At 73.7% G+C, this 21,420-nt stretch carries 20 protein-coding genes and 1 pseudogene; 3 read left to right on the top strand and 18 right to left on the bottom strand.

Annotation, left to right across the window (positions count from 1 at the left end; all coding sequences use genetic code 11):
* Window positions 1–108: 108 nt before the first annotated feature.
* Together DWB77_RS06550 and DWB77_RS06555 are read right to left on the bottom strand one after the other, a co-directional pair.
* Window positions 109–462, bottom strand: a pseudogene (locus DWB77_RS06550) (hypothetical protein); the annotation flags it as partial.
* 43 nt (window positions 463–505) lie between these two features.
* On the bottom strand, window positions 506–1,252 hold the full coding sequence (locus tag DWB77_RS06555; RefSeq protein WP_120720343.1) for a LytR/AlgR family response regulator transcription factor: 747 nt from the start codon (window positions 1,250–1,252) through the stop codon (window positions 506–508).
* Window positions 1,253–1,335: 83 nt separating this feature from the next.
* Here DWB77_RS06555 and DWB77_RS39245 point away from each other — a divergent pair, with 83 nt between their 5' ends.
* On the top strand, window positions 1,336–1,956 hold the full coding sequence (locus DWB77_RS39245; protein WP_120720344.1) for a zf-HC2 domain-containing protein: 621 nt from the start codon (window positions 1,336–1,338) through the stop codon (window positions 1,954–1,956).
* A 61-nt stretch (window positions 1,957–2,017) separates the two neighbouring features.
* On the opposite strand, the gene DWB77_RS06565 is transcribed toward DWB77_RS39245, so the two are convergent.
* From DWB77_RS06565 to DWB77_RS06605, 10 genes are all read right to left on the bottom strand, one after another.
* Window positions 2,018–2,878, bottom strand: coding sequence for an Fpg/Nei family DNA glycosylase (locus tag DWB77_RS06565; protein ID WP_120720345.1), 861 nt, complete (start codon window positions 2,876–2,878; stop codon window positions 2,018–2,020).
* 202 nt (window positions 2,879–3,080) lie between these two features.
* The gene (locus tag DWB77_RS06570) at window positions 3,081–5,075 is read right to left on the bottom strand and encodes a SpoIIE family protein phosphatase (protein ID WP_120727449.1); all 1,995 of its coding nucleotides are present in this window, start codon (window positions 5,073–5,075) and stop codon (window positions 3,081–3,083) included.
* Between the two features lie 175 nt (window positions 5,076–5,250).
* On the bottom strand, window positions 5,251–6,282 hold the full coding sequence (locus DWB77_RS06575; RefSeq protein WP_120720346.1) for a hypothetical protein: 1,032 nt from the start codon (window positions 6,280–6,282) through the stop codon (window positions 5,251–5,253).
* 159 nt (window positions 6,283–6,441) lie between these two features.
* On the bottom strand, window positions 6,442–7,632 hold the full coding sequence (locus DWB77_RS37635; protein ID WP_162952458.1) for a DUF6777 domain-containing protein: 1,191 nt from the start codon (window positions 7,630–7,632) through the stop codon (window positions 6,442–6,444).
* A gap of 104 nt (window positions 7,633–7,736) precedes the next feature.
* Window positions 7,737–9,764 (bottom strand): alpha/beta hydrolase family protein, encoded by a 2,028-nt coding sequence (locus tag DWB77_RS06585; protein ID WP_120720347.1) that lies wholly within the window; start codon window positions 9,762–9,764, stop codon window positions 7,737–7,739.
* Between the two features lie 294 nt (window positions 9,765–10,058).
* Window positions 10,059–10,232, bottom strand: coding sequence for a hypothetical protein (locus tag DWB77_RS37640; RefSeq protein ID WP_162952459.1), 174 nt, complete (start codon window positions 10,230–10,232; stop codon window positions 10,059–10,061).
* Between the two features lie 472 nt (window positions 10,233–10,704).
* The gene (locus DWB77_RS06590; protein ID WP_120720348.1) at window positions 10,705–12,231 is read right to left on the bottom strand and encodes an SDR family NAD(P)-dependent oxidoreductase; all 1,527 of its coding nucleotides are present in this window, start codon (window positions 12,229–12,231) and stop codon (window positions 10,705–10,707) included.
* Window positions 12,232–12,376: 145 nt separating this feature from the next.
* Complete coding sequence (locus DWB77_RS06595) at window positions 12,377–12,925, bottom strand: Clp protease N-terminal domain-containing protein (RefSeq protein ID WP_120727451.1); 549 nt, start codon at window positions 12,923–12,925, stop codon at window positions 12,377–12,379.
* Window positions 12,926–12,927: 2 nt separating this feature from the next.
* Window positions 12,928–13,170, bottom strand: coding sequence for a hypothetical protein (locus DWB77_RS06600; protein ID WP_120720349.1), 243 nt, complete (start codon window positions 13,168–13,170; stop codon window positions 12,928–12,930).
* Window positions 13,171–13,233: 63 nt separating this feature from the next.
* A complete protein-coding gene (locus DWB77_RS06605; RefSeq protein ID WP_120720350.1) occupies window positions 13,234–13,974 on the bottom strand; it encodes a (2Fe-2S)-binding protein in 741 nt (246 codons plus the stop codon).
* Between the two features lie 292 nt (window positions 13,975–14,266).
* On the opposite strand from DWB77_RS06605, the gene DWB77_RS06610 reads away from it, so the two are divergent.
* The gene (locus tag DWB77_RS06610) at window positions 14,267–15,202 is read left to right on the top strand and encodes a DMT family transporter (RefSeq protein WP_120720351.1); all 936 of its coding nucleotides are present in this window, start codon (window positions 14,267–14,269) and stop codon (window positions 15,200–15,202) included.
* Here DWB77_RS06610 and DWB77_RS06615 read toward each other — a convergent pair.
* Window positions 15,172–16,395, bottom strand: coding sequence for a transglycosylase family protein (locus tag DWB77_RS06615; RefSeq protein ID WP_120720352.1), 1,224 nt, complete (start codon window positions 16,393–16,395; stop codon window positions 15,172–15,174). The genes DWB77_RS06610 and DWB77_RS06615 overlap by 31 nt on opposite strands.
* 231 nt (window positions 16,396–16,626) lie before the next feature.
* Here DWB77_RS06615 and gndA point away from each other — a divergent pair, with 231 nt between their 5' ends.
* Window positions 16,627–18,069, top strand: coding sequence for an NADP-dependent phosphogluconate dehydrogenase (gndA, locus tag DWB77_RS06620; RefSeq protein ID WP_120720353.1), 1,443 nt, complete (start codon window positions 16,627–16,629; stop codon window positions 18,067–18,069).
* A gap of 38 nt (window positions 18,070–18,107) precedes the next feature.
* On the opposite strand, the gene DWB77_RS06625 is transcribed toward gndA, so the two are convergent.
* The 5 genes from DWB77_RS06625 to DWB77_RS06645 all read right to left on the bottom strand — a co-directional run bounded on the left by DWB77_RS06625 (window position 18,108) and on the right by DWB77_RS06645 (window position 21,380).
* Entirely contained in the window at window positions 18,108–18,377 is a 270-nt protein-coding gene (locus DWB77_RS06625) for a hypothetical protein (protein ID WP_216826834.1), read from the bottom strand.
* Window positions 18,378–18,438: 61 nt separating this feature from the next.
* Window positions 18,439–19,104 carry an aspartate/glutamate racemase family protein gene (locus DWB77_RS06630; RefSeq protein WP_120727454.1) on the bottom strand — a complete coding sequence of 222 codons (666 nt, stop codon included), beginning with the start codon at window positions 19,102–19,104 and terminating at the stop codon, window positions 18,439–18,441.
* 181 nt (window positions 19,105–19,285) lie between these two features.
* Window positions 19,286–19,723, bottom strand: coding sequence for an aspartate 1-decarboxylase (gene panD / locus DWB77_RS06635; RefSeq protein WP_120720354.1), 438 nt, complete (start codon window positions 19,721–19,723; stop codon window positions 19,286–19,288).
* A gap of 387 nt (window positions 19,724–20,110) precedes the next feature.
* Window positions 20,111–20,707, bottom strand: coding sequence for a lytic transglycosylase domain-containing protein (locus DWB77_RS06640; protein WP_246033436.1), 597 nt, complete (start codon window positions 20,705–20,707; stop codon window positions 20,111–20,113).
* A 142-nt stretch (window positions 20,708–20,849) separates the two neighbouring features.
* The gene (locus tag DWB77_RS06645; RefSeq protein ID WP_120727458.1) at window positions 20,850–21,380 is read right to left on the bottom strand and encodes a DoxX family protein; all 531 of its coding nucleotides are present in this window, start codon (window positions 21,378–21,380) and stop codon (window positions 20,850–20,852) included.
* Window positions 21,381–21,420 lie beyond the last annotated feature (40 nt).

The raw sequence follows: 21,420 nt of genomic DNA on the forward strand, positions 1-21,420 counted from the left end.
CGGTGCGCGGGCTTGCGTCGGGCGGCCGTGCGGCGGACGGCCCTCCGGTGCGCGGGCTTGCGTCGGGCGGCCCTCCATCGAGCGGCCCTCCATCGGGCGGCCCTCCGTCGGGCGGTCGGCGACCAGGCGGGCGAAGTCGCGCTCGTTGCGCTCGGCGGTGCGCACGTACCACCAGGCGATCAGGCCGAGCGGCCCGTAGACGGCGAAGCCGAGCACGCACCAGGTGACCGCGGAGTCGTCCAGGGCCCGGAAGGCCGGCGGCAGGGTGGCGACCGTGAGGGCCAGCACCGCGAACCCGGTGAGCGCGGCCCGGAGTTGGCCGCGCATCAGCGAGCGCACATAGGCCCCGCCGAGCGCGGTCTGCTCGTCGATCTCGGACTGGGCGCGGTGGCGCGGCAGCGGGCGGGCCGTCCTCGGCTCCCCCGTGACCCGCTCGCGGCGCGCCGCCTGCTCTGCGGACATGGCGCGGAGTGTACGCAGCACAGCACGGTCGGGGAAGGCCAGGTCAGCGGCTGGTGCGCCGCAGGAGCCGGTCGCGGACGGTGCGGGCGTGGCGGCGGCTGACGGGGAGTTCGGCGTCGCCGACCCGTACGCTCATGCTGCCCGCGTCCAGGCGGAGTTCGTCGATCCGGTCCAGCGCGACGAGGTGGCTGCGGTGGATGCGGACGAAGCCCCGGCTGCGCCAGCGCTCTTCGAGGGTGGACAGCGGGATCCGTACGAGATGGCTGCCGCGGGCGGTGTGCAGCCGGGCGTAGTCGCCCTGGGCCTCCGCGTACACGATGTCGTCGATGGGCAGGAAGCGGGTGACGCCGCCGAGTTCGACGGGTATCTGGTCGGGTTCCTGGACGGTGGCGGCGCGGTCGCCGACGAGTTCGGCGACCCGGCGGACCGCCTCGGCGAGCCGCTCACCGCGCACCGGTTTGAGGACGTAGTCCACGGCCTTGAGGTCGAAGGCCTGCACGGCGAAGCCCTCGTGGGCGGTGACGAAGACGATCAGCGGCGGCCGGGCGAAACCGGCGAGCAGCCGGGCGATGTCGAGTCCGGTGAGGCCGGCCATGTGGATGTCGAGAAAAACCACGTCCACGCCCCGCTCGCCGTCCTCGCCCGCTTCGAGGGCGGCGCCGATGAGCCGCAGCGCCTCGGTGGCGCCGGTCGCGCCCTCGGCGGAGCGGACGCGGGGGTCGGAGCGCAGCAGATAGAGGAGCTCTTCGAGGGCGGGGGCTTCGTCGTCGACCGCCAGTACGCGCAGCATGGGGCCGGAGTTTAGGGCCTGGGCCCCGCGGGGGGCCCGGCGCCGTCCTGAGCGTTCCGGCCGCGGTGTGCGTACCTGACGGCATGAGTTCGCCGCAGATCCACCGGGACGCCGGGGCCTACGCCCTCGGTGTGCTCGGCGCCGCCGACGTCTTCCGTTTCGAGGAGCACCTCACCGGATGCGCCCCGTGCCGGGCGCTGCTCGCCGAGTTCGGCGGTGTGACGGCGCTGCTCGCCGCGTACGCGGCGGACCGGCCGGATCCCGTCGGCCCGGTGTCGCCCGAGGTGCTGCACCGGATGCTGGCCGCGGTGGCCGGGCGGCGCCGGCGCGGCCGGGCGGCGCGGCTCGCCCTGGTGGCCGCCGCGGCGGTGCTGGTGGCGGGCGGGGTCGGCGTGGTCCTGGAGCCGGCGGCGCCGGGGTGGAAGGTGGCCGCGCACGCGCCCGGGGTGACGGCGACGCTGGTGACCGCGCCCAAGGAGTGGGGTACGGACGTGGAGCTCGGGCTCACGGGCGCGGCGCCGGCGTCCTGCACGCTGGTGGCGGTGGGCCGGGACGGCACGCGTCAGACGGTGGCGACCTGGGCGGACCGCAGCGGGCAGCCGGTGCGGATGCGGGGCTCCGCGGGCCTGGCCCAGGGCGCCATCGCACGGTTCGAGGTGCGGACGGCGGACGGCACCCGGCTTGCGACGATCGCGCCGCGCTGAGTCGCCGCGCCGAGACGCCGCGGTGAGTCGCCGCGGTGGGACGCCCCGGTCCCGGCCGTGGCTACTTGATCAGCTTCGACAGGCGCCGGTCGGCGAGGATCTTGCCGCCGGTCTGGCAGGTGGCGCAGTACTGGAGCGAGGAGTCGGCGAACGACACCTCGCGGACGGTGTCGCCGCAGACCGGGCAGGGCTGCCCGGTGCGGCCGTGCACGCGGAGCCCGCTCTTCTTCTCGGCCTTGAGCCGGCCGGCCGCCAGCCCGTGCGACCGCTCGACGGCTTCGGCGAGGGTGGTGCGCATCGCCTCGTACAGCACGGTGGTCTCCTCGTCGGTGAGATGGGCGACGGGCTTGAACGGGGACATCCGGGCCGCGTGGAGGATTTCGTCGCTGTACGCGTTCCCGATGCCCGCGATGAGGGACTGGTCGCGCAGCGCGCCCTTGAGCTGGCGCCGCTCCCCCGCGAGCAGCGCGGCGAACGCGTCGCGGCCGAAGTCGGGGGCGAGCGGGTCGGGGCCGAGCCGGGCGATGCCGGGGACCTCGGACGGGTCGTGGACGAGGTAGGCGGCGAGGCTCTTGCGGGTGCCCGCCTCGGTGAGGTCGAAGCCCGCGCCGCCGGTGAGCGCGACCCGCAGCGCGAGCGGGCCCTTGCCGGGTTTGGGCGGGGCGGCGGGCAGCACGTCGTGCCAGCGCAGCCAGCCGGCCCGGGCGAGGTGGACGCACAGGTGAAGCCCGTCGGCGTCGAGGTCGAGGAACTTGCCGTGCCGCGCCACGCCGGTGACGGTGCGGCCGGCCAGGGCGGTGTACGGGGGGTCGTAGGTCTTCAGGACACTGATCGCGACGGGCTGGGCGCCCGCGATCTCCTGACCGACCAGGTGGTCGGAGAGGAATTCCCGCAGGGCCTCGACTTCGGGAAGTTCCGGCATACGTACCAGGGTGCCCCGCCCGCCCCCACTGAGCGAGCCGCACCGGCCCGAGGGGTGGGGCGTGCGGACCCGGGCCGGGGCGGGTCCCGCGGCGTGCGGGCCCGGGTCGGGGCGGGTCCTGCCGTCGCCCCCGTACGGCTACGGGCCCGGTACGGCCGGCGATCCCGTACGGCCGTCGCCACGTACGGGAGGGAGCTTTCCGTCAGCGGCCGGCGTCGCGCTGCGGGACGACGAACTCGCACCACACGCACTTGCCGCTGCCGCGCGACTCCACGCCCCACACGTCGGCGAGCCGGTCCACCAGCATCAGGCCGCGCCCGGACACCCCCGAGGCGCCGGCCTCGCGGCGGCGCGGCAGGGCGCTGGAGCGGTCCTCCACCTCGACGCGCAGTCGGCGCTCGGGCCCGGACAGCACCCGGATGGTGATGATCGCCCCGCCGTCGGTGTGCATCAGGGCGTTGGTGATGAGCTCGTCGGCGGCCAGCTCGATCTCGTCGGACCGCTCGCGGGCGCCCCAGGCGCGGACCGCCGCGCGGATCATGTGCCGCGAGGAGCTGAGTGCCTCGGGGTCGTTCTGCGCCACGTGCTGACGGAGTCTGCCGCCGCCCTGCGGCACCTCCATCGCGCACCGGCGCAGGAGCAACAGCGCCACGTCGTCGTCGCCGGCCCGCTCGTCGACCACGTCGCACAGCCGGTCGGCGAGGGCTTCGAGGTCCTCCGGTCCGGATCGGACCAGGGACGCGAGGAGACGCATGCCGTCGTCGAGGTCGGCGCCGGGCTGTTCCACGAGTCCGTCGGTGTAGAGCAACAGGGTCTGGCCCGGGTCGAGTTCGATCGTCGACACCGGGTATTCGAGCCGTCCGAACTCGGCGGAGAGCCCGAGCGGAAGACCGCCCTCCACCGGGAGCCGGTGGCAGCTGCCGTCGGACAGGCGGACCAGGGGGTCGACGTGTCCCGCGCGCACGATCTGGAGCACGCCGGTACTCAGGTCGGCCTCGGCGTAGGTGCAGGTGGCGAAGCGCTCGGTGTCCAGTTCGTGCAGGAAGACCGAGGCCCGCGCCATCACGGTGGCCGGGGTGTGCCCCTCGGCGGCGTACGCGCGCAGCACGATGCGGAGCTGGCCCATCACGGCGGCGGCGTGCGTGTCGTGTCCCTGGACGTCGCCGATGGCCACCCCGACCCGGCCGCCGGGCAGCGGGATCACGTCGTACCAGTCGCCTCCGATGTCCCGGCCGAACCGTGCCGAGCGGTAGCGCACGGCGAGCTGGGCGCCGGGCACCTCGGGGATGCGGCGCGGCAGCATCGCCTGCTGGAGCCCCTCGGCCAGGTCGTGTTCCTGCTCGTACAGCATGGCGCGCTGGAGGGACTGGGCGATCGAACTGCCCAGCGCCACAAGGAGGTTGCGCTCGTCGCTGTTGAAGCCCCGCTTGTCGCTGTAGAGCAGGCCGATCGCGCCGATCGGGCGGGCCTGGGCGATCAGCGGCAGGTAGGCGGCGGAGGTGATGCCGAGGCCGCTGATGTTCGGCCACAGGCCCGGGTAGGACTGCGCGAAGTCCTCCGGCGACTCGATGAAGCGGGGTGCCAGCGTGCGGACGACCTCGCTCATCGGGTACTGCTCGTCGACGCGGGTCCACCGGGTGCCGGGGACGAAGCTACCTTCGGGGCCCTCGGCGATGAGATGGATGCGTCCGGCCTCCAGGAGCCCCATCACCAGGCTGGTGGCGCCCAGGTACTCGGGGCCGCGCGAGTCGCGCATGACGTCGATGACGTCCTTGACGGTCCTGGCGTGCGCGAGGGCGGCCGTGGTGGCCTCCACGACGCTGGTGGTACGGCGGCGCTCGGCGTCCAGGCCGACCCGCGCGGTGGACTCGGCGAGTTCCTGGGTGGCGTCGCGGACGACGCCGATGATGCGCAGCGGGCGGCCGCTGTCGTCGCGGCGCACGAAGCCCTGGGTGTGGGTCCAGCGCAGACCGCCGTCCCGGCGCCGGATGCGGAAGTACACGCCGTAGTTGACGCTGCCGTTCTTCAGCGCCTGCGAGACGAGCGCGTCGAGCCGGAGCGACTCGGCGGGCGGCACCCGGGCGGCCAGCGTCTCGGGCCGGTTGTCGTATTCGTCGGGCCGCAGGTCGAACACGTCGAGCGCGGCGGCGTCCATGTGCATCAGGCCGGTGCCGAGGTCCCAGTCGAAGCTGCCCATCCGCAGGTCTCGGCCGTAGGAGTGAAGGAAGCGGCACTCCTCGTCGCCGGCCGGCTCGCCGCAGTGGCACAGTTCGCCCGCCCCTCCGCCCCCGGTACCCGCGTCCATGGGGCCACGCTAGGCGCAGGCCGCAGCGCGCGCATCAGGGAAGCGGACGGGCGGGCCGCCGGACGGCTCAGTGGGCCGGGGACGCCTTGCGCAGGGCGGTGATGCAGGTGTTGATGGCCGCCTGGAGGTCTTCGAGGCGCTGGACCATGTCGTCCTCGTAGATGTCGTCGGCGTCGTCGAGCGTGAGCTCCTCGAACACCTTGGTCGCCCGCTGGAGGCTGCTGTAGAACTTCGTGCGGCGTTCCTGGACGCGCAGCTCGGGATCGGCCTCCACGGCCTGCGCCACGAGGTTCTTGACGGTGTCGTACGCCTCGGTGGCCCACTCGCCGCTCTCTTCGGAGCCGTCGAGCTCGTCGAGCAGCGACAGATGCCGCTCGGCCTCCGCGCGCAGGTCGGCGGGGGCGTCGACGGTCTGCCCCGCGGGCGTGCGGATCTGGCCGTTCTCGACGATCTGGCGGACGTAGCCGATGCGGTCGGCGGCCCTGGTCTCGGAGGCCACCGCCTTCTTCAGCTCGTCGGTGCGGGCGATGTCGCGCGCCAGCTCGGTCTGGAGCGCCGGGTCGTCCTTGAGGCGGTCCAGGAGCGCGGAGCGGGCCGCCTGGGCGGTGCCGGGGTCGGCGAGGATCGCGGCGCGCAGCGCGGTCGGGTTCTCGGCGACCTCCAGCGCCTTGGTCGGCCGGATGCCCTCGGCCTCGGCGGCCGCCGTGATGGCGGTGCCCCGCTCGGAGGTCGCGCTGGAGCGGGAGGCGTAGTAGGTGAGCCATACGTCGGCGTCGGGCAGCTCGACGTCCTGGCCCGGGGCGAGCGCCTCGAAGAGCGGGACGAGTCCGTCGTCGGATGCCTTGTCCCACGCCTTGTAGTAGCGCATGACGCGCTCCGCCGAGCAGCCGGCGAGCACGCTGAACTCCTTGGCGGAGATCTTGGGCGTCTCACCGGCCGCCTGTCCGCCCGGGCGGACGCTGCGCGCCACCTTGAGGGCGAACGCCCAGCCGCCGGTGCGGGCGTAGGCGCCGAAGGCGCGGGCGTCGCGCGCCACGTCGGCGTGGACTTCGGCGAGCGGGGGCGCGGACGGTTCGGGCAGGTCGACGGTGACGGTCACGACAGGGCTCTCCCGGCTGCTGGACGAGGGACGACGAGGCGAAGAACGCAGCCTATATGGGCCCCTTGGTCCGTCTTTCCGGGGCGCCCTCGTCACTCCCCCGTGTCGAACGCGCCCCGGTCACCGGCGAAGGGTGCCGGTGACCGCGGTGCGTACGTCTCAGACGTTCTCCGACTCCGGTGACGGTCCGAAGGGGTCGGATTCCGGGCCGCTCGGCATGTCGGAGGGCAGCGAGGGGAGGTCGCTGGGCGCGCCCGTGTCCGGGGGCACCAGCGGGGAGGGCGGCGAGGAACTCGGCGCGGGCGTCTCGGGCGTCGCGGTGACCGTCTTGGTGGCGCTCGGGCAGCCGCTCGGGCTCGACGCGGGCGGGCTCTGCGGGGACGGCGGGGCGGATTGCGGGGACGGCGAGGACGGTGGGGCGGACGGCGGCGGTGAGCTCGGCGTCTCGGTGACCGTCACGGTCGGCGTCGGCGTCGGGCAGTCGGGGCTCGGTGACGGCGACGTGTTCGGCGACAGCGAGGTGCTCGGGCTGGCCGGCGGTGACGGCGGCTCGGGGACCGGGGGCTTCGCCGGGTCGATGTGGATGTCGGGGCGCCGCTTGTCGTGCCGTCCGTCGTCGCCGCTCTTGCGCTCGATCCAGGTGTTGTTGGTGACGTTGACGATGATGAGGGTGTTGATGACGACCGTGGTGGGCCGCACCACGATGACGCGGTCACCCCGGTAGCCGGGCCACGGCGTGCCCTTGTCCTTCCAACCGCCCTGGTGGGCGCTGGGCGGCCGCAGCGGGTTCCCGCAGGCGCATCGCACGCGCGGCGCTCCGTGGTCGTCGACCAGCACGGCGGTGCCGGCCTGGAGCACCGACTGGAAGCTGGTGGCCGAGCCGTCGCGGAAGCCGTGGTTGGTGACCCGGGCGTCCACGCGCAGCACGACGGGGGTCAGGCCGCGCAGGAAGCTGGGGATGGAGCCCGGGTCGATGCCGGCGGCGTCGGCGAAGGCCCGGGTTTTGGCCCGGTCGCCGCCGAGGAAGCGGATCTGCTTCTCCACGTCGCAGCTCGCCACGGACTGGGTGCCGCCGTACAGGCCCGGCGTGGAACCCGTGACGGTACGGACCGAACGGAGGCTCGGCGCCGGGGTGCCGCTCCCGGCGCCGGGCGGGACCGCGGGGGTGGGTGTCGCCGTCGACTCGGCCGTGGACTCGGTGAACGGGTCCGGCCCCTGTGCCGCGATCGGCTGGAGGTTGAGGTCCTGCTCGCTGTCCGCGCCGTTGGCGCCGCCGCCGCATCCGGCGGCGAAGGAGCCGACGGCGAGGACGGCGGCGGCAGTGGCGATTTTGCGCAGGGTCGAGGGCACGTGGATCTCCCACCTGTACGCCCCGAGTTGCCCCTCATTGTGTGCCGCGGGCGCGCACCGCACGCAAACGGACGGGGGCAGAACGGGCGAACCCCCGGGCCCCCTCACACCATCGCGGGCCGTTCCCACTCCTTGCCCAGGACGTGGTGGTCGAGGAAGTTCAGCAGGGTCGAGTACCAGAGGCGGGCGTGGTTCGGGGCGAGGATCCAGTGGCCCTCGTCGGGGAAGTACAGGAACTTGACGGGGACCTCGTGGCGCTGGAGTTCCTGGAAGAGTGCCCTGCCCTGGCCGACCGGGACCCGGTAGTCCTTGCCTCCGTGCACCACCAGCATCGGGGTGCGGATGCGGTCGGCCGCGAGGAAGGGCGAGTTCTCCTCGTAGCGTTCCGGCCGGGTCAGCGGGTGGCCGAAGATGCGCCGGAAGTAGTCCGGGACGTCCGTGTCCGACTCGAAGCTCCGCAGGTCCCAGATCGAGGCGTGCGACACGATCGCCTTGAAGCGGTCCGTCAGGGTGGCGACCCGGTTGGCCAGGTAGCCGCCGTACGAGGCGCCCGCCAGGCCGGTGCGGGTGGCGTCGATGTCGGGGCGCGCCTCGGTGGCGTCGGTCATCCGCATCAGATCGTCGTAAGGCCGCCCGCCCCACTGTCCCCACCCGCGCTCGTGCATCCGCGGGCCGTAGCCGGCCGACAGGGCCGGGTCGGGGAGCAGGACCGCGTATCCGCGGGCGGCGAAGGGCCACGGGTTCCAGCGCCAGGTCCAGGCGTTCCAGGAGGTCTCGGGTCCGCCGTGCGGGAAGACGAGCAGCGGCGCCGGCCGCTCGGCGGACGCGCCCTCGGGCAGCACCAGCCAGGAGCGCAGCGGGAATTGGTCGCCGCCGACCGTGTGCACCTCGGTCAGGGTGCCCGGCAGCCGGCCGGCCGCGCCGGGTGCCTTGAGCGCGGCGGGCTCCTGGTCGGGCGCGGCGGCGTCGAGGCGGACCGGGGTGGGCGGGCTCGCGACCGAGCTGCGCAGCGCGTAGAGCGTGCGGCCGTCGGGTGCGACGCAGAGTGAGGTGTACGTGCCGGACGCGGTGAGCCGGGTGACGGTGCCGTCGGCGTCGCGCCGGAAGACGGGAGAGTGGCCGAGTTCGTCGGCGGCGAACCAGAGGGTGGCGTCCTCGGCGCGCGGTGAGACCACCGCCCCGATGGGCCAGTTCTCGAAGTCCGGCAGGAGTTCGCTCTGCTCGCCACTGGCCAGGTCGACGTGGACGAGGGTGTAGCGGTACGGCCGCTCATAGGTTTCGCGGACTTGGCGGGTGCAGATGAGGCCGGCGCCGTCGGAGGTGAACAGCGGGGCGCTGTGGACGTGGTCGTCGTCCTCGACCACGCGCAGTTCCTCGCCGGTGGTGGCGTCGGCGACCACGACGACGGTGCGGTTGCGGTCGGGCACGGGGCCGTGGACGAAGCGGGTGTGGGCGACGCGGGTGCCGTCGGGCGACAGGGCGGTCTCGGCCTCGCTCACGAAGCCCTGGCCGCCGGCGTCGACGGGTGACCCGTGGCCGTCGTGGCCCCGGCGGACGAAGGTGTGCCGCTCGTCGGGGCCGAGGTCGCTGTCCCAGTACCGGGTGAGCCCGGACTCATAGAGGACGGCGGTGACGTGGGCGTCGGCCCGGTCCGCGCGCAGTTTGGCGTGTGCCTCGGCGTCGGCGGCGCCGGGCAGCAGCCCGCCGGTGTAGGCGAGGGTGAGGTGGTCCCTGGCGAGGGTGAACCCGGCGATGCCGCCGGGGTGGCGGGCCGTCAGGGCGGCCTCGCCGCTCTCGGGCAGCGCCCAGATCGCGGCGGCCTCCTCGGTCTCCTTCGCCGCGTGCGGGTCGCCGTTTTGGCGGGCGGAGAGGAAGTACAGGGTGCCGTCCGGGCCGAAGGCGGGCGCGGACTCGCCCTTGGGTGAGCGGGTGAGGCGGCGGGGTTCGCGTATCGCTTCGGGGTCGATGTCCCACAGGCCGGACACGAACTGGGTGCCTTCGGAGTCGAGGGCCGCCACGGCGGCCACCAGGCGCTTTCCGTCGGGCGAGAGCGCGAGTTGGTTGACGCGCGGGATCGCGAGGAAGGAGGACAGGTCGTGGAAGGCGGTGGTGTCACCGGGTGTCTGGGACATCCGGTCATCGTGCCGTGCGGCGCGCCCGGGCGACAGTGCCCGATGCGCCCGATGCTCCGATGCGACGAATGCCGCGCCCTCGCGCGCTTGACGCCCCGCCCTCAGGTGCCTGACGCCGCGTCATCTGCCGTGCGGGCAGCGGGAGTTCGCCGTCATGTGCCGTGCGGGGCGGGCCGCGGAAGGTCGCCTTCATCTGCCGTGCGGGCCCCGGGAGTTCGAGGTTTCGCTCGGCGTTCTACGCACGAGTCCGCGCCCCCGCTGGTGCGGGGACACGGACCGGTGGTGTAAGGCGGGTCAGTCGATGCCGGGCAGGATGTGCGGCTCGGCGAGGTCTTCTTCGTAGCCGGCGAGGCGGATGGGGGCCGAGCGGGCCCACACCTCGATGTTGCGGAGCTTGTCGGTCCGTCCCGCTCGTTCGGCACCGCGTTCCGGTGTTCGTCGTTCGCGTTCCGTGGTCTCTGGTGTCACCGCGCACTCCTCTGGGTCGCGTAACCCTGGGCGTTCCGGCCTGCGTCGATCTCCGACCCGGTGTGCGCCCGAAGGCAGGGGCAAGGGCAGTTCTGACGCGGTGGCGCCGGCTCTCTGTCCGCATCACGGCCACAGGTTGTGGGACGGATCCGGAACGGGCCTCGAGGGTTGGTGGACCCGCTGTGGCTACCGTTCGCACCAGAGTAACCAAATGAGCGCGGTTGCGCTCGATAGGGCCACTTCCTTTGCGTCAACTTTCCTTGGCCGGGCGTTCAGCCCGATGTTCCTTCGCCATGATCTGCCGAGGAACGCGGCCGCCGCGCGCCGGAAAGGCGGTGTGGGTACTCCATTGCGGTGACGGTCCGGGACACGCCGACCGCGCGGTGTGGCCGCCGTTCGGGCGGGAACGCCGCAGGGGCGGCACGCGGGTGCGTGCCGCCCCTGGGAGCGGATCGAGAAGGGCGGCCGTGCCCTACCAGTTGCCGGGTGCGTAGTCCTTGAGGAAGACGCTGTGCAGGTCCTCGCCGAGCTCGCCGCGCACGATCGGGTCGTAGACCCGGGCCGCGCCGTCGACGAGGTCGAGGGGGGCGTGGAAACCCTCCTCGGCGAGCCGCAGCTTGTCGTGGTGGGGGCGCTCGTCGGTGATCCAGCCGGTGTCGACCGACGTCATCAGGATCTTGTCGCTCTCGAACATCTCCTGGCCGCTGGTGCGGGTGACCATGTTCATGGCGGCCTTCGCGGCGTTGGTGTTGGGGTGCCCCGCACCCTTGTAGCCGCGGCTGAAGACGCCTTCCATCGCGGACACGTTCACCACGTAGGCGCGGCCCTTCGGCGCCTTGCGGGCCGCGTCCGCCATCACCGGGCGCAGGCTGCTGATCAGGATGAACGGAGCGGTGTAGTTGCACAGCTGGGTTTCGAGCAGTTCGACCGGGGAGATCTGGTCGATGGACTGCACCCAGGTGTTGGTGTCCACGACGTCCGGGAGCAGCCCGCCCGCGTCGAGGGCGGTGCCGTCGTGGTGCTTGGCGATGCTGGCGTTGCCGGCGACCAGGGCGAGGTCGGCGACCCGCTGGGCGTCGAGGCCCGACGTTCCGACGGGAAGCGCCGCCAGGCCGTCGACCGCGCCCGAGTTGAAGGCCCCGATGACGTGGTGGGCGGGCAGCTCCCCGGCGGGCAGCGGTGCGCTCTCGCCGTCGACCAGGGCGGCGTAGGCGGAGGGCAGTCGGCGCACGGTCTGCGTGGCGTTGTTGATCAGGATGTCGAGGGGGCCCTGTGCGGCGGTCTGCTCGGCCAGGGCGACGACCTGGGCGGGGTCGCGCAGGTCGATGCCGACGACTTCGAGGCGGTGCATCCACTCACCGGAGTCCTCCATCGCCTTGAAGCGGCGGATGGCGTCCTTGGGGAAGCGGGTGGTGATGGTGGTGTGCGCGCCGTCGCGCAGCAGCCGCAGCGCGATGTACATGCCGATCTTGGCGCGGCCGCCGGTGAGCAGGGCGCGCTTGCCGGTGAGGTCGGTGCGGGCGTCACGGCGGGCGCGGTTCTCGGCGGCGCACTTCTGGCAGAGCTGGTGGTAGAACGCGTCGACCTCGACGTAGCGGGCCTTGCAGATGTAGCAGGAGCGGGGGCGCTGGAGTATGCCCGCGATCTCGCCGGTCACGGACGACCTGGGCAGCAGGCCCTCGGTCTCGTCGTCGATGCGTTCGGCGGAGCCGGTGGCGGTCGCCTCGGTGACGGCCCGGTCGTGGGCGGTCTTGGCGGCGCGGCGCTCCTGGCGGCGGCGCTGCTTAACGGTCCGGTACACGCCGGCGGTGGCGCGGCGCACGGCGATGGCGTCGGGGTGGTCGACGTCGATCTGGTCGAGTTCCGCCAGCACGCTCAGGCAGAGCGCGAGCCGCTCGGGGTCGATGCCGGGGCCGAAGTCCTGGTCGACGCCCTGGCCGGGCCGCTCGTCGACACCGGGACCGTGCTCCTGGTCCTGGAAGTCCTCTGTCACCGTCATCGCTGCCGCGTTCCTCGATCAGTCGTGTTGTTCAAGTTCCCAAAAGCGCCATGGTACGGAGCGACACGCCCGGGGACCAAACCGCCCGCTGCCGGACCCCTGGTGCGGGCCCGGCAGCGGGCGGACGGGAAGCACGGGCCGGGGGTTACGCGGCGCCGGGAGCGACTCTGGCCAGCACCTCTTCCCGCAGTCCCGCCGGGTCCACCGCGAGCGCGGCGAGGACCTCGGCGCCCCGGCCTCCGTCCCCGGCCGCCAGCAGTCCGAGCAGCATGTGCTCGGTGCCGAAACGTTCGTGGCCGAGCGCCCTGGCCTCGCCGAGGGTGGCCTCCAGGACCTTCTTGGCGCGGGGGGTGTACGCGGGCCGGGGGTACTGGAAGGCACCCGGCCCGAAGGCGGTGTCGGCCTGGCGCTTGATCTCCTCGACGTCGATGCCGATCGAGGCGAGGGCGTCCTTGGCGGGCCGGCCGCCCGTGCTCGCCACCCCGGCCGCTTCGAGGATCCGTACGGTCTCCGCGCGGAGCCGCTCCACCTCGACCCCCCGCGCCATCAGGGCCTCCCGGGCGGTGCTGTCCTCGGTCGCGGCGAGTCCGAGCAGGATGTGCTCGGTGCCGATGAAGTCGTGGCCCAGGGCGATCGCCTCGTCCTGCGAGGCCACGATCGCCTGCTTGGCACGCTCGGTGAAAAACTCGAACACCTTCACTCCTCCTTGCCGGTGGCTTTACGCCTGCCTGCGTGCTTTTCGTGCACCGACTGCCTGCTGACGTGCAGCGAGGTGGCGATGGTCTGCCAGGACCAGCCCTGGTCCCGGGCGTTGTCGACGTGCAGCCGCTCCAGCTCCTCCAGGAGGCGGCGCAGCGCGACGACCGCCGCGAGCCCGACGGCGGGGTCCTTGTTGGTGACTTGTCCGGCCAGCGAGGCCGGGGTGTCCTCAGCTCCCATGAGTGTCAGGGTGCCCTGACAGCCTGAGCCGTGTCAAGGAATCCTGACAGTCCAGGGGAAGGGTCAGTTCGGACCGTCGGCCCTTCTCGGCGGGCGCTCGAAGACGCAGTCGCCGCAGAGCCCGCCGTCGGGGCAGCGGTAGTAGAGGCAGCAGCTTCGCCTGCGGAACGCGGGACCGGGCGCGAACGCGAGGGTGCCGGTGTCGGCGAGAGCGGGGTGGGCGAACAGGGCGGCGCCCAGGGCCCGGGCCCGCTCCCCCACCTCCGGGCGGCCCGCCTTCCGTGCCCAGCCGTGGAGTTCGCGCACCGCGCCGGCCAGCGCCGAACCGGCGTTGCCGCGCAACAGCGCGGCCGAGACCGGGGTGTCGCGGCGGACCGCCTCACCGAGCGGGGCGAGATGGCCCTCAAGCACGGTCTCCACCAGGCACTCGACGGTGGCCTCGCGGGCCTCGCCCCCGGGCGCGAGCAGGAGGTCGTCCGGGCTGCTCCGCCCGGCGTCCCAGGACAGCCGGTCCGCCGTGAGGTCCGGCACGGCGCCGTGGAGGGCGGCCGGGCCGAGGGCGATCGACCAGAGCCGGGCCGCGAGCCCCAGGTGCGCGATGGACGCGGCGACCCTGCGCTCGGGGGCGCGCAGCCGGGCGGCGACGGTGTCGATGCGGGACGTGAGGGGCGCCGTCCGTCCCGCGTACACGGCGGCCAACGGCACCCCGGGGTGTTCGGCGCGCCCGGTCCGCAGGGCGAAGAACCCTCCGATCGACGACGCTTGTGCCAGCTCTTGTGGAGTCAACGCCCTCGCCCGCCCCATGGTCAGTCGCCCGCGCGATGTCCGCTGTCAGTTCGTGTCACTGTGGCACGAAGGCACCGGTGGCCGGTTTCCGCCCTGCGGGCAGGGACGTTCCCCGATCCCCTGCCACTGCGCCCCGGCTGCCGGGAAGCCGATCTTCCGATCCCCTTGACGTCCCTTTTGAGCTGCGGATTTACTGAAAGTCCGATATCTGGGACGACTCTGGTCGTAGCCCCCTACTCCTTCTGGAGTACGCGGCAATCGGTGCTCAGGGACGACGACACAGGGTCCGCAACGAGACATCGTGGTAGCCATGAGCGCCCTTGTCCTAGCCGTGCTGCTGTCCCTGGTCTCCGCCGTCGCGTACGCGGCGGCGGCGATCGTGCAGGAGCGCGTCGCCGCGTCCGCCCCCACCAGCGCGTACGCCCCCGTGCGCCGCCCGGCGTGGTGGGGCTCGGTGACGCTCAACGGGCTCGGCGCCACCCTGCATGTCGCGGCCCTCGCCTACGGCCCGCTCACGCTGGTCCAGCCGATGGGCGCGCTCACCATCGTCTTCGCACTGCCGATGTCGGCCCTGTTCATCCACCGCCGGGCCGGAGCGGCCGCGTGGCGGGGCGCTGTCATGGCCACGGTGGGCCTGGCGGGCCTCCTGGCGCTGACGAGCGGGGCGGATGCGCGCGGGGTCGCCATGGGAGCGCGGCTGACCCTGGCCGCGTCCGGATTCGCCGCGGTGGCCGCGCTGTTCGTGGCGTCCAGGGCCCTGCACCGGGCGGCCACCCGCAGCGTGCTGCTCGCCACCGCGGCGGGCGCCGCCTTCGCGCTGGCCTCCGTGTTGACCAAGTCCGTCGCCGAGGACTGGCAGTCGGGCCTCCCGCTCGGGGAGCTGCCCGTCCTGCTCGCGACGGCCGGATTCGCGACCGCGGGGCTGCTGCTCTCGCAGGCCTCCTACCGCGGCGCGGGCCTCGCGGCTCCGCTCGCCACCGTCACCGTCGTCAATCCGGTGGTGGCCGCGGCCGTCGGGCTGACGCTGTTCGGCGAGTCGTTCCGGTACGGGCCGGCCGGCACCGCGATCGCCCTCGGCTTCGGCGTGGTGGCGGCGGGCGGCCTGATCCTGCTCACCACGGAACGGCTGGCCGCCGCCCGCCGCAGCCCCTTGGTCATGACCTCGGGCCCGGCCCCGGCGCCCGGTGCCGCCGGGAGCCGGGGGGACGGCCGGGATCAGACCGCGACGCCGCCGGCCCTCAGGTAGGCCAGCGGGTCCACGTCGGAGCCGTAGGCGGGGCCGGTCCTGATCTCGAAGTGCAGATGCGGTCCCGTGGCGTTGCCGGTCGCGCCCGAACGGCCGATCCGCTGGCCGGTGTTGACCCGCTGGCCCGCCTTCACCGTGAGCGCGGAGAGGTGCGCGTACTGGCTGTACCGGCCGTCGGGGTGGTGGATCACCACCTGGTATCCGTACGCGCCGCCCCACCCGGCCGAGACGATCGTGCCGGAGGTGACCGCCTTGACGGAGGTGCCGGTGGCCACCGGGAAGTCGACACCGGTGTGGTAGCCGCTCGCCCAGGACGCGCCGGCCCGGTGGTACGGAGTGCTGGGGTGCGCGTCGACGGGCGCGGTGAACCCGGCCGAGGTGACGGGCGCCTTCGCGACCGGCTTGGCCGCCGGCGGCTTGGCGGTCGGGTGCTTGGCCGTGGGGGGCTTGGCGGCCGGTTTCGGCACGGTCTTCGGCGGGGTCGTCGGCTTCGCGGGCGCGCCGCCGGGCAGGGTCAGCCGCTGCCCCGGCCGGATGAGGTCGGGGTCGGCGCCGACGACCGTGCGGTTCTCGGCGTACAGATGCGGCCAGCCGCCCTCGACCCGTTCGCGCTCGGCGATCACGGACAGGGAGTCGCCGTGCACCACGGTGTAGGACTCCCGGCGGCCCGGCACCTTGGTGGGGCTCGCCTGCTCGGCCTTGCGTACGGCGGGCGCCTGGACGGCGGGCGATCCGCTCGCGTGCTTCGCCTCGGTGTGGGCGGCCTGGGCGGGGATCTCGGCCCGGTGCCGTGTGGCCGGCTGCGGCGCGGAACCGCCCCGGGTGAGTCCGGCCTGTCCCGAGCAGACCGGCCAGGCGCCGGGGCCCTGCCCCTTGAGCACCTTCTCGGCGACCGCGATCTGCTGGTCGCGGGTGGCGAGGTCCGCGCGCGCCGCGTACTGGTGGCCCCCGTACGCGGCCCAGGTGGACTGGGTGAACTGGAGCCCGCCGTAGAAGCCGTTGCCGGTGTTGATGTGCCAGTTGTTGGTCGACTCGCAGGCGGCGACCTTGTTCCACACGTCGATGGACGCCGCGTCCGCGGTGCCCGCGCCGATCAGGGGGAGGGCGATGCCCGCCCCGCCGGCCGTGACCGTCAGGGACGCCCGGTTGATCCGGCTCGGCTGGTACCGGCGGTGCCGGCCGCGTAAGGCCATGAGTCCCCCTCGAAGGCATCAAGAGCCGCCAAAATAGGGGCTGGGAACGGGGCATGACAAGGGATCGGACAAGCGGAACGCCGGCCTCGACATGACCGGGACCTTCGCCGCTCCGTGTCGGGCATCCCGACCATGCCGTGTGACGTGGCCGGTTCCGTAGGGTGGGCGCCAAACGCGCGCCGTGACGGTCGCTCGTGGCGCCGCGAACCCCGAGGATCCAGGAGCACACGCATGAGTGGAACAGCCCAGATCGGCGTCACCGGACTCGCGGTCATGGGCCGCAACCTCGCCCGCAACTTCGCGCGCAACGGGTTCACGGTCGCCGTGCACAACCGGACGGCCGCCAAGACCCGCGCGCTGGTCGAGGAGTTCGGCTCCGAGGGCAGCTTCGTGGCGGCCGAATCACCGGAAGACTTCGTGGCGGCCCTGGAACGGCCGCGCCGGCTCGTCATCATGGTCAAGGCCGGCGAGCCGACGGACGCGGTGATCCAGGAGTTCGCCCCGCTCCTCGAAGAGGGCGACGTGATCATCGACGGCGGCAACGCCCACTTCGAGGACACCCGCAGGCGGGAGCGCGAACTGCGCGAGCGGGGCATCCACTTCGTGGGCGTGGGCATCTCGGGCGGCGAGGAGGGCGCGCTGCACGGGCCGAGCATCATGCCGGGCGGCTCCGCCGAGTCCTATGAGTCCCTGGGCCCGCTCCTGGAGCGCATCGCGGCGAAGGCCCCCGACGGCTCCCCGTGCGTCACCCATGTGGGACCGGACGCGGCCGGCCACTTCGTGAAGATGGTGCACAACGGCATCGAGTACGCCGACATGCAGCTCATCGCGGAGGCCTACCACCTGCTGCGTACGGTGGCGGGCTACTCCCCCGCGAAGATCGCCGAGACCTTCCGGGACTGGAACACCGGGCGCCTCGACTCGTACCTCATCGAGATCACCGCCGAGGTGCTCGCCCATGTCGACGCGGCGACCGGCAAGCCGTTCGTGGACGTCGTGCAGGACCGGGCCGAGCAGAAGGGCACCGGGCGCTGGACCGTACAGATCGCGCTCGACCTCGGCGTCCCGGTGTCGGGCATCGCCGAGGCCGTGTTCGCCCGCTCCCTCTCGGGCCACGCCGAACTGCGCGAGGCAGCCCGTTCCCTGACCGGGCCGGCGGTGAGCCCGCTGGGCGAGAAGGAGGCGGAGGCCTTCGCGGCCCAGGTGGAGCAGGCGCTGTACGCCTCGAAGATCGTGTCCTACACCCAGGGCTTCCACCAGATCCAGGCGGGCAGCGAGACCTACGACTGGAACGTGGACCCGGGCGCGGTCGCGGCGATCTGGCGCGCGGGCTGCATCATCCGGGCCGCGTTCCTCGACCGGATCCGGGGCGCCTACGACGCACAGCCCGATCTGCCGAGCCTGCTCTCGGACAAGCGGTTCGGCGACGAGATCGGGGCGGCGCAGGACGACTGGCGTGCGGTGATCATGGAAGCGACCCGGCAGGGCGTGCCGGTGCCGGGCTTCTCGGCGGCGCTCGCGTACTACGACGCGCTGCGCGCCGAGCGCCTCCCGGCGGCACTCACGCAGGGCCAGCGCGACTTCTTCGGCGCGCACACCTATCGGCGCACCGACCGGGAGGGCTCGTTCCACACGCTGTGGGGCGGGGACCGGACCGAGGTGAGCACCGACTGACCGGCGACTGACCGCGGTCCGGCCCCGCCCGGCTCAGCTCAGCCCGCCGGTTCGGGCTGCGGCGGACCCGGTACGGGCTCGGGGCCCGGCGGCTGCGGCACCGGGTCCGGCAGGTCCGGGTCCGGGCCCGGCTGCGGGGGCCGCGGGTCGGGGCCCGGGCTCGGCGGCTGGGGATCGGGGCCGGGGCCGGGCCTCGGCGGCACCGGATCGGGGCCCGGGCCGGGACCGGGACCGGGGATGGGTCCCGGTTCGGGGTCGGGCAGCGGCGTGGGCCACGGAGGGGTGGGCTCCGGGTGCGGCACGGTCATGGTCGGCCTCCTCAAGGTTCGAGTTCAGCTTCACCTGCGCACGTGCCCTGCGCCCGCCGGTTCAACCCGTCCGGGTCCGCCCCGCCGTCGCCGCGGCCGCCGTTGCTGCCGCCGCTGCCGCCGCGCGGAGGCCGGGCCGGGGGCTGGCCAGGACGGGAACCTCGAGCGTGGTCCGTGCGGCGGCGGGCGCCATCGAGGCCTGGGCGAGAACGACGACGTCGACGTCGGTCAGCGCGTCCACGGTCCGGGCGATCTCCGCCAAGTACGCCTTCGTGTCGCCCGCTTCGAAGAACGGCCAGGCGTGCTCGGCCAGAACCATGCGCAGGGCGAGGGGCCGGTGTCCGGCCTCCTCGCGGATCAGCGCGGCCGTCGGCTCCAGGGTGGAGGCGACGGCGGCCACCACGGCGATGCGCCGGCCCCCCGCCACGGCGGCGGCGGCCATCGGCCGGTCGACCCGCAGGACCGGAAAACCGAGCGACGCGGAGGCCGCCTCGGCGACCGCGCCGATCGTGGAGCAGGTGCACAGGACGGCGTCCGCGCCTTCGGCCACCGCTTGGGCCAGCACGGCCCCGACGGCCCCGGCCACCGCCTCTGGCCCCAACTCCCTTGCCTGGGCGAGGAGTTGCTCCTTCACGACATGGCGCAGTTCGAGGCCCGGGGCGTCCTCGTCACGCAGGGCGTCGAAGACCGGGACGTGGACGGGCGAGGTGTGCAGCAGCGCGAGCACGCTCACCGCGACTCCGGGTTCGCGGCGAGCCGGCTTCGCGCGGCCTCGACTCCGGCCGTCGGCGCGGTGGGCGCCTCGTCCGGTCCATGGCAGAGATACGGGACGACCGCGCCCAGGGGTTGCTCAGCGCCTGCGAGGGCGAGGGCGAGGGCGAGGGCGACGAAACGGTCTCCCGCATCGTCTACTGCTCCTTCGGCGGCGCGGGGATCCTGGCCTGCGGGCTGCGGCGCTGGTCGCTGCCGGGGACCGGCGCCGAGGCGTCGGTGCCGAGCTCGACGATCCGGTTCACCCCGTCGACGTGCACCACGCTGGGCTTGAACGCCCGGGCCTCGGCGTCGTCGATCTGGGCGTAGCTGATGAGGATCACGAGGTCACCGGGGTGCACCAGGTGGGCGGCGGCACCGTTGATGCCGATGACCCCCGAGCCGCGCTCGCCCTCGATGACGTACGTCTCCAGGCGGTTGCCGTTGTCGATGTCGACGATGTGGACCAGCTCACCGGGAAGCAGGTCGGCCGCTTCCATGAGCTCGACATCCACGGTGACGGAACCCACGTAATGCAGATCGGCCTGGGTCACGGTGGCCCGGTGGATCTTGGACTTGAACATGGTGCGCAGCATCGAGGCACTCCTGGATCTATGCTCCCTGCCTGCGTTTATGCAGGTCAAGTGCGGTTTCCTTACCTTACAACGAGCCGCAGGTCCGGTCTGCGGGCCGTGGGGTTCCCCGGCTGACGCCGACCGGGCACGGACCTGTCCGACGCGCCGTCGACCACGATCGCCAAGCGGCTGGTCCCGCCCGCCCCCGGCCCACCGCGACAACGACGACGCAAGCCTACGCAACCCCTGCCGACAGGAGGGCGGGGCCGTCGTCAGTGTGACCGGACGCACGACGGGCGTGGCCGCCCGCCCGCTCTCCGAGCCGCGTGCCAGCCTGCGGCAGCGTCGCCGAGGTCGGGAGGCGGCCCAGGACCGAGCGCGGCGAGCGCACGCATCAGCGGGGCCTCATCACGCGGCCGGGTCGTGCGATCCGCCCCCGGTCTTGAGCACGGCGGCGGCACGCCCCCGGTAGGCGCGGAAGCGGCGCAGATACGAACGGGCCATCGGGCCCGGCGGGACCCCCCGGGCGAAGGCCCGCATGTTGCGTTCGCCCGCGTTGTAGCCCAGGGCGAGCAGTTCGTCGCGGGTGTAGCGGCGCACATGGCGCTCGGGGAGGCTGCGGTCCAGGTCCGCCAGATGCAGGGCGGCGGCCCGGATCGCGAACGCCGGGTCGTCACGGAGGTCCCGCCACCGCTGCGCCAGGCCGTGCCTGCGCCGGACCTGCTCGAACGTCGCCCGGTGCATATTGGCCACCCCGAACGACGCCCCCGGCTTCCACCACTGCCACAGGCGTTCCAGGAGGGGGTGGTGCGGTTTGTACGCCTCGTTGTGCAGCACGGTCATCACCAGCAGGGGCGACACCCCGGCCTCCTCGGCACCGGCCGACACACACGCGGCGTAGTCCGCCGGATCGTAGCCACCGGGACGCAGCGGCGGCGTTCCGACCTCCCCGGGCCCTTCCGGCCGGTGCCCCCGCCGCGACTGCGCCGTCGTCAACTCGCCCACCCTCACTCGCCTTTCCTCCGCCGCCGCCCTCACCCGGACCAGCGGCCTCCTCGACCTGCGGGCCGTATGCCCCCACCGAACGCGCCCAACCCCGGCCGGCTCCGAGCGGCTCCACGCGGACGCCGGCACCGACGCCCGGCGTTCAGTCGCGGCTTTCGCCCTGGTCGCGGTTCTGCTCCTTGGCCCGGCGTCCGACCACGGCCGCGGCCGCCGCCGCGCTGGCGAGGAAGGCGACGGCGACGGTCCAGGGCTGGTCGAGCAGGTGGTCCGTGGCGTGGTCCAGGGAGTAGCGCCCGGCGCCCGCGAGGCCGATGGCGGCCGCGGTGAAGCCGAGGAACGCCGGGTACTCGAAGCCGCCGCCCTGGGCGAAGAAGCCGGCCGGTGCGTGCACGGAGACCGCGCCCGCCATGGCGCCGGCCGCCGCCGCTCCGGCGGCGGGGGTGGCGAGACCGAGGGCCAGCAGGGCGCCGCCGCCCATCTCGCCGAGCCCGGCGGCGATCGCGCTCTGCTTGCCGGGCCGGAAGCCCATGTGTTCCATGGCGGCGGCGGTGCCCTCCAGGCCGCCCCCGCCGAAGCAGCCGAAGAGCTTCTGGGCGCCGTGCGCCATCAGGACCGCGCCGGTGCCGGCCCGCAGCACGAGCAGTCCGAGGTCGCGGCGGTTGAGGCAGGTCATGGCGTCTCCCGGGAGGCGTGCGGCGATGGGTTCGTCCTCC

This window comes from Streptomyces hundungensis (assembly GCF_003627815.1).
Classification (GTDB): Bacteria; Actinomycetota; Actinomycetes; order Streptomycetales; family Streptomycetaceae; genus Streptomyces; species Streptomyces hundungensis_A.

Excerpts from the sequence above, each read along its gene's own strand:
- DWB77_RS06555 (WP_120720343.1), bottom strand. The coding sequence starts at position 1,252 with ATGCTGCGCGTACTGGCGGTCGACGACGAAGCCCCCGCCCTCGAAGAG.
- DWB77_RS39245 (WP_120720344.1), top strand. The coding sequence starts at position 1,336 with ATGAGTTCGCCGCAGATCCACCGGGACGCCGGGGCCTACGCCCTCGGT.
- DWB77_RS06565 (WP_120720345.1), bottom strand. The coding sequence starts at position 2,878 with ATGCCGGAACTTCCCGAAGTCGAGGCCCTGCGGGAATTCCTCTCCGAC.
- DWB77_RS06570 (WP_120727449.1), bottom strand. The coding sequence starts at position 5,075 with ATGGGCAGCTTCGACTGGGACCTCGGCACCGGCCTGATGCACATGGAC.
- DWB77_RS06585 (WP_120720347.1), bottom strand. The coding sequence starts at position 9,764 with ATGTCCCAGACACCCGGTGACACCACCGCCTTCCACGACCTGTCCTCC.
- DWB77_RS06590 (WP_120720348.1), bottom strand. The coding sequence starts at position 12,231 with ATGACGGTGACAGAGGACTTCCAGGACCAGGAGCACGGTCCCGGTGTC.
- DWB77_RS06600 (WP_120720349.1), bottom strand. The coding sequence starts at position 13,170 with ATGGGAGCTGAGGACACCCCGGCCTCGCTGGCCGGACAAGTCACCAAC.
- DWB77_RS06605 (WP_120720350.1), bottom strand. The coding sequence starts at position 13,974 with ATGGGGCGGGCGAGGGCGTTGACTCCACAAGAGCTGGCACAAGCGTCG.
- DWB77_RS06610 (WP_120720351.1), top strand. The coding sequence starts at position 14,267 with ATGAGCGCCCTTGTCCTAGCCGTGCTGCTGTCCCTGGTCTCCGCCGTC.
- DWB77_RS06615 (WP_120720352.1), bottom strand. The coding sequence starts at position 16,395 with ATGGCCTTACGCGGCCGGCACCGCCGGTACCAGCCGAGCCGGATCAAC.
- gndA (WP_120720353.1), top strand. The coding sequence starts at position 16,627 with ATGAGTGGAACAGCCCAGATCGGCGTCACCGGACTCGCGGTCATGGGC.
- DWB77_RS06625 (WP_216826834.1), bottom strand. The coding sequence starts at position 18,377 with ATGACCGTGCCGCACCCGGAGCCCACCCCTCCGTGGCCCACGCCGCTG.
- panD (WP_120720354.1), bottom strand. The coding sequence starts at position 19,723 with ATGCTGCGCACCATGTTCAAGTCCAAGATCCACCGGGCCACCGTGACC.
- DWB77_RS06645 (WP_120727458.1), bottom strand. The coding sequence starts at position 21,380 with ATGACCTGCCTCAACCGCCGCGACCTCGGACTGCTCGTGCTGCGGGCC.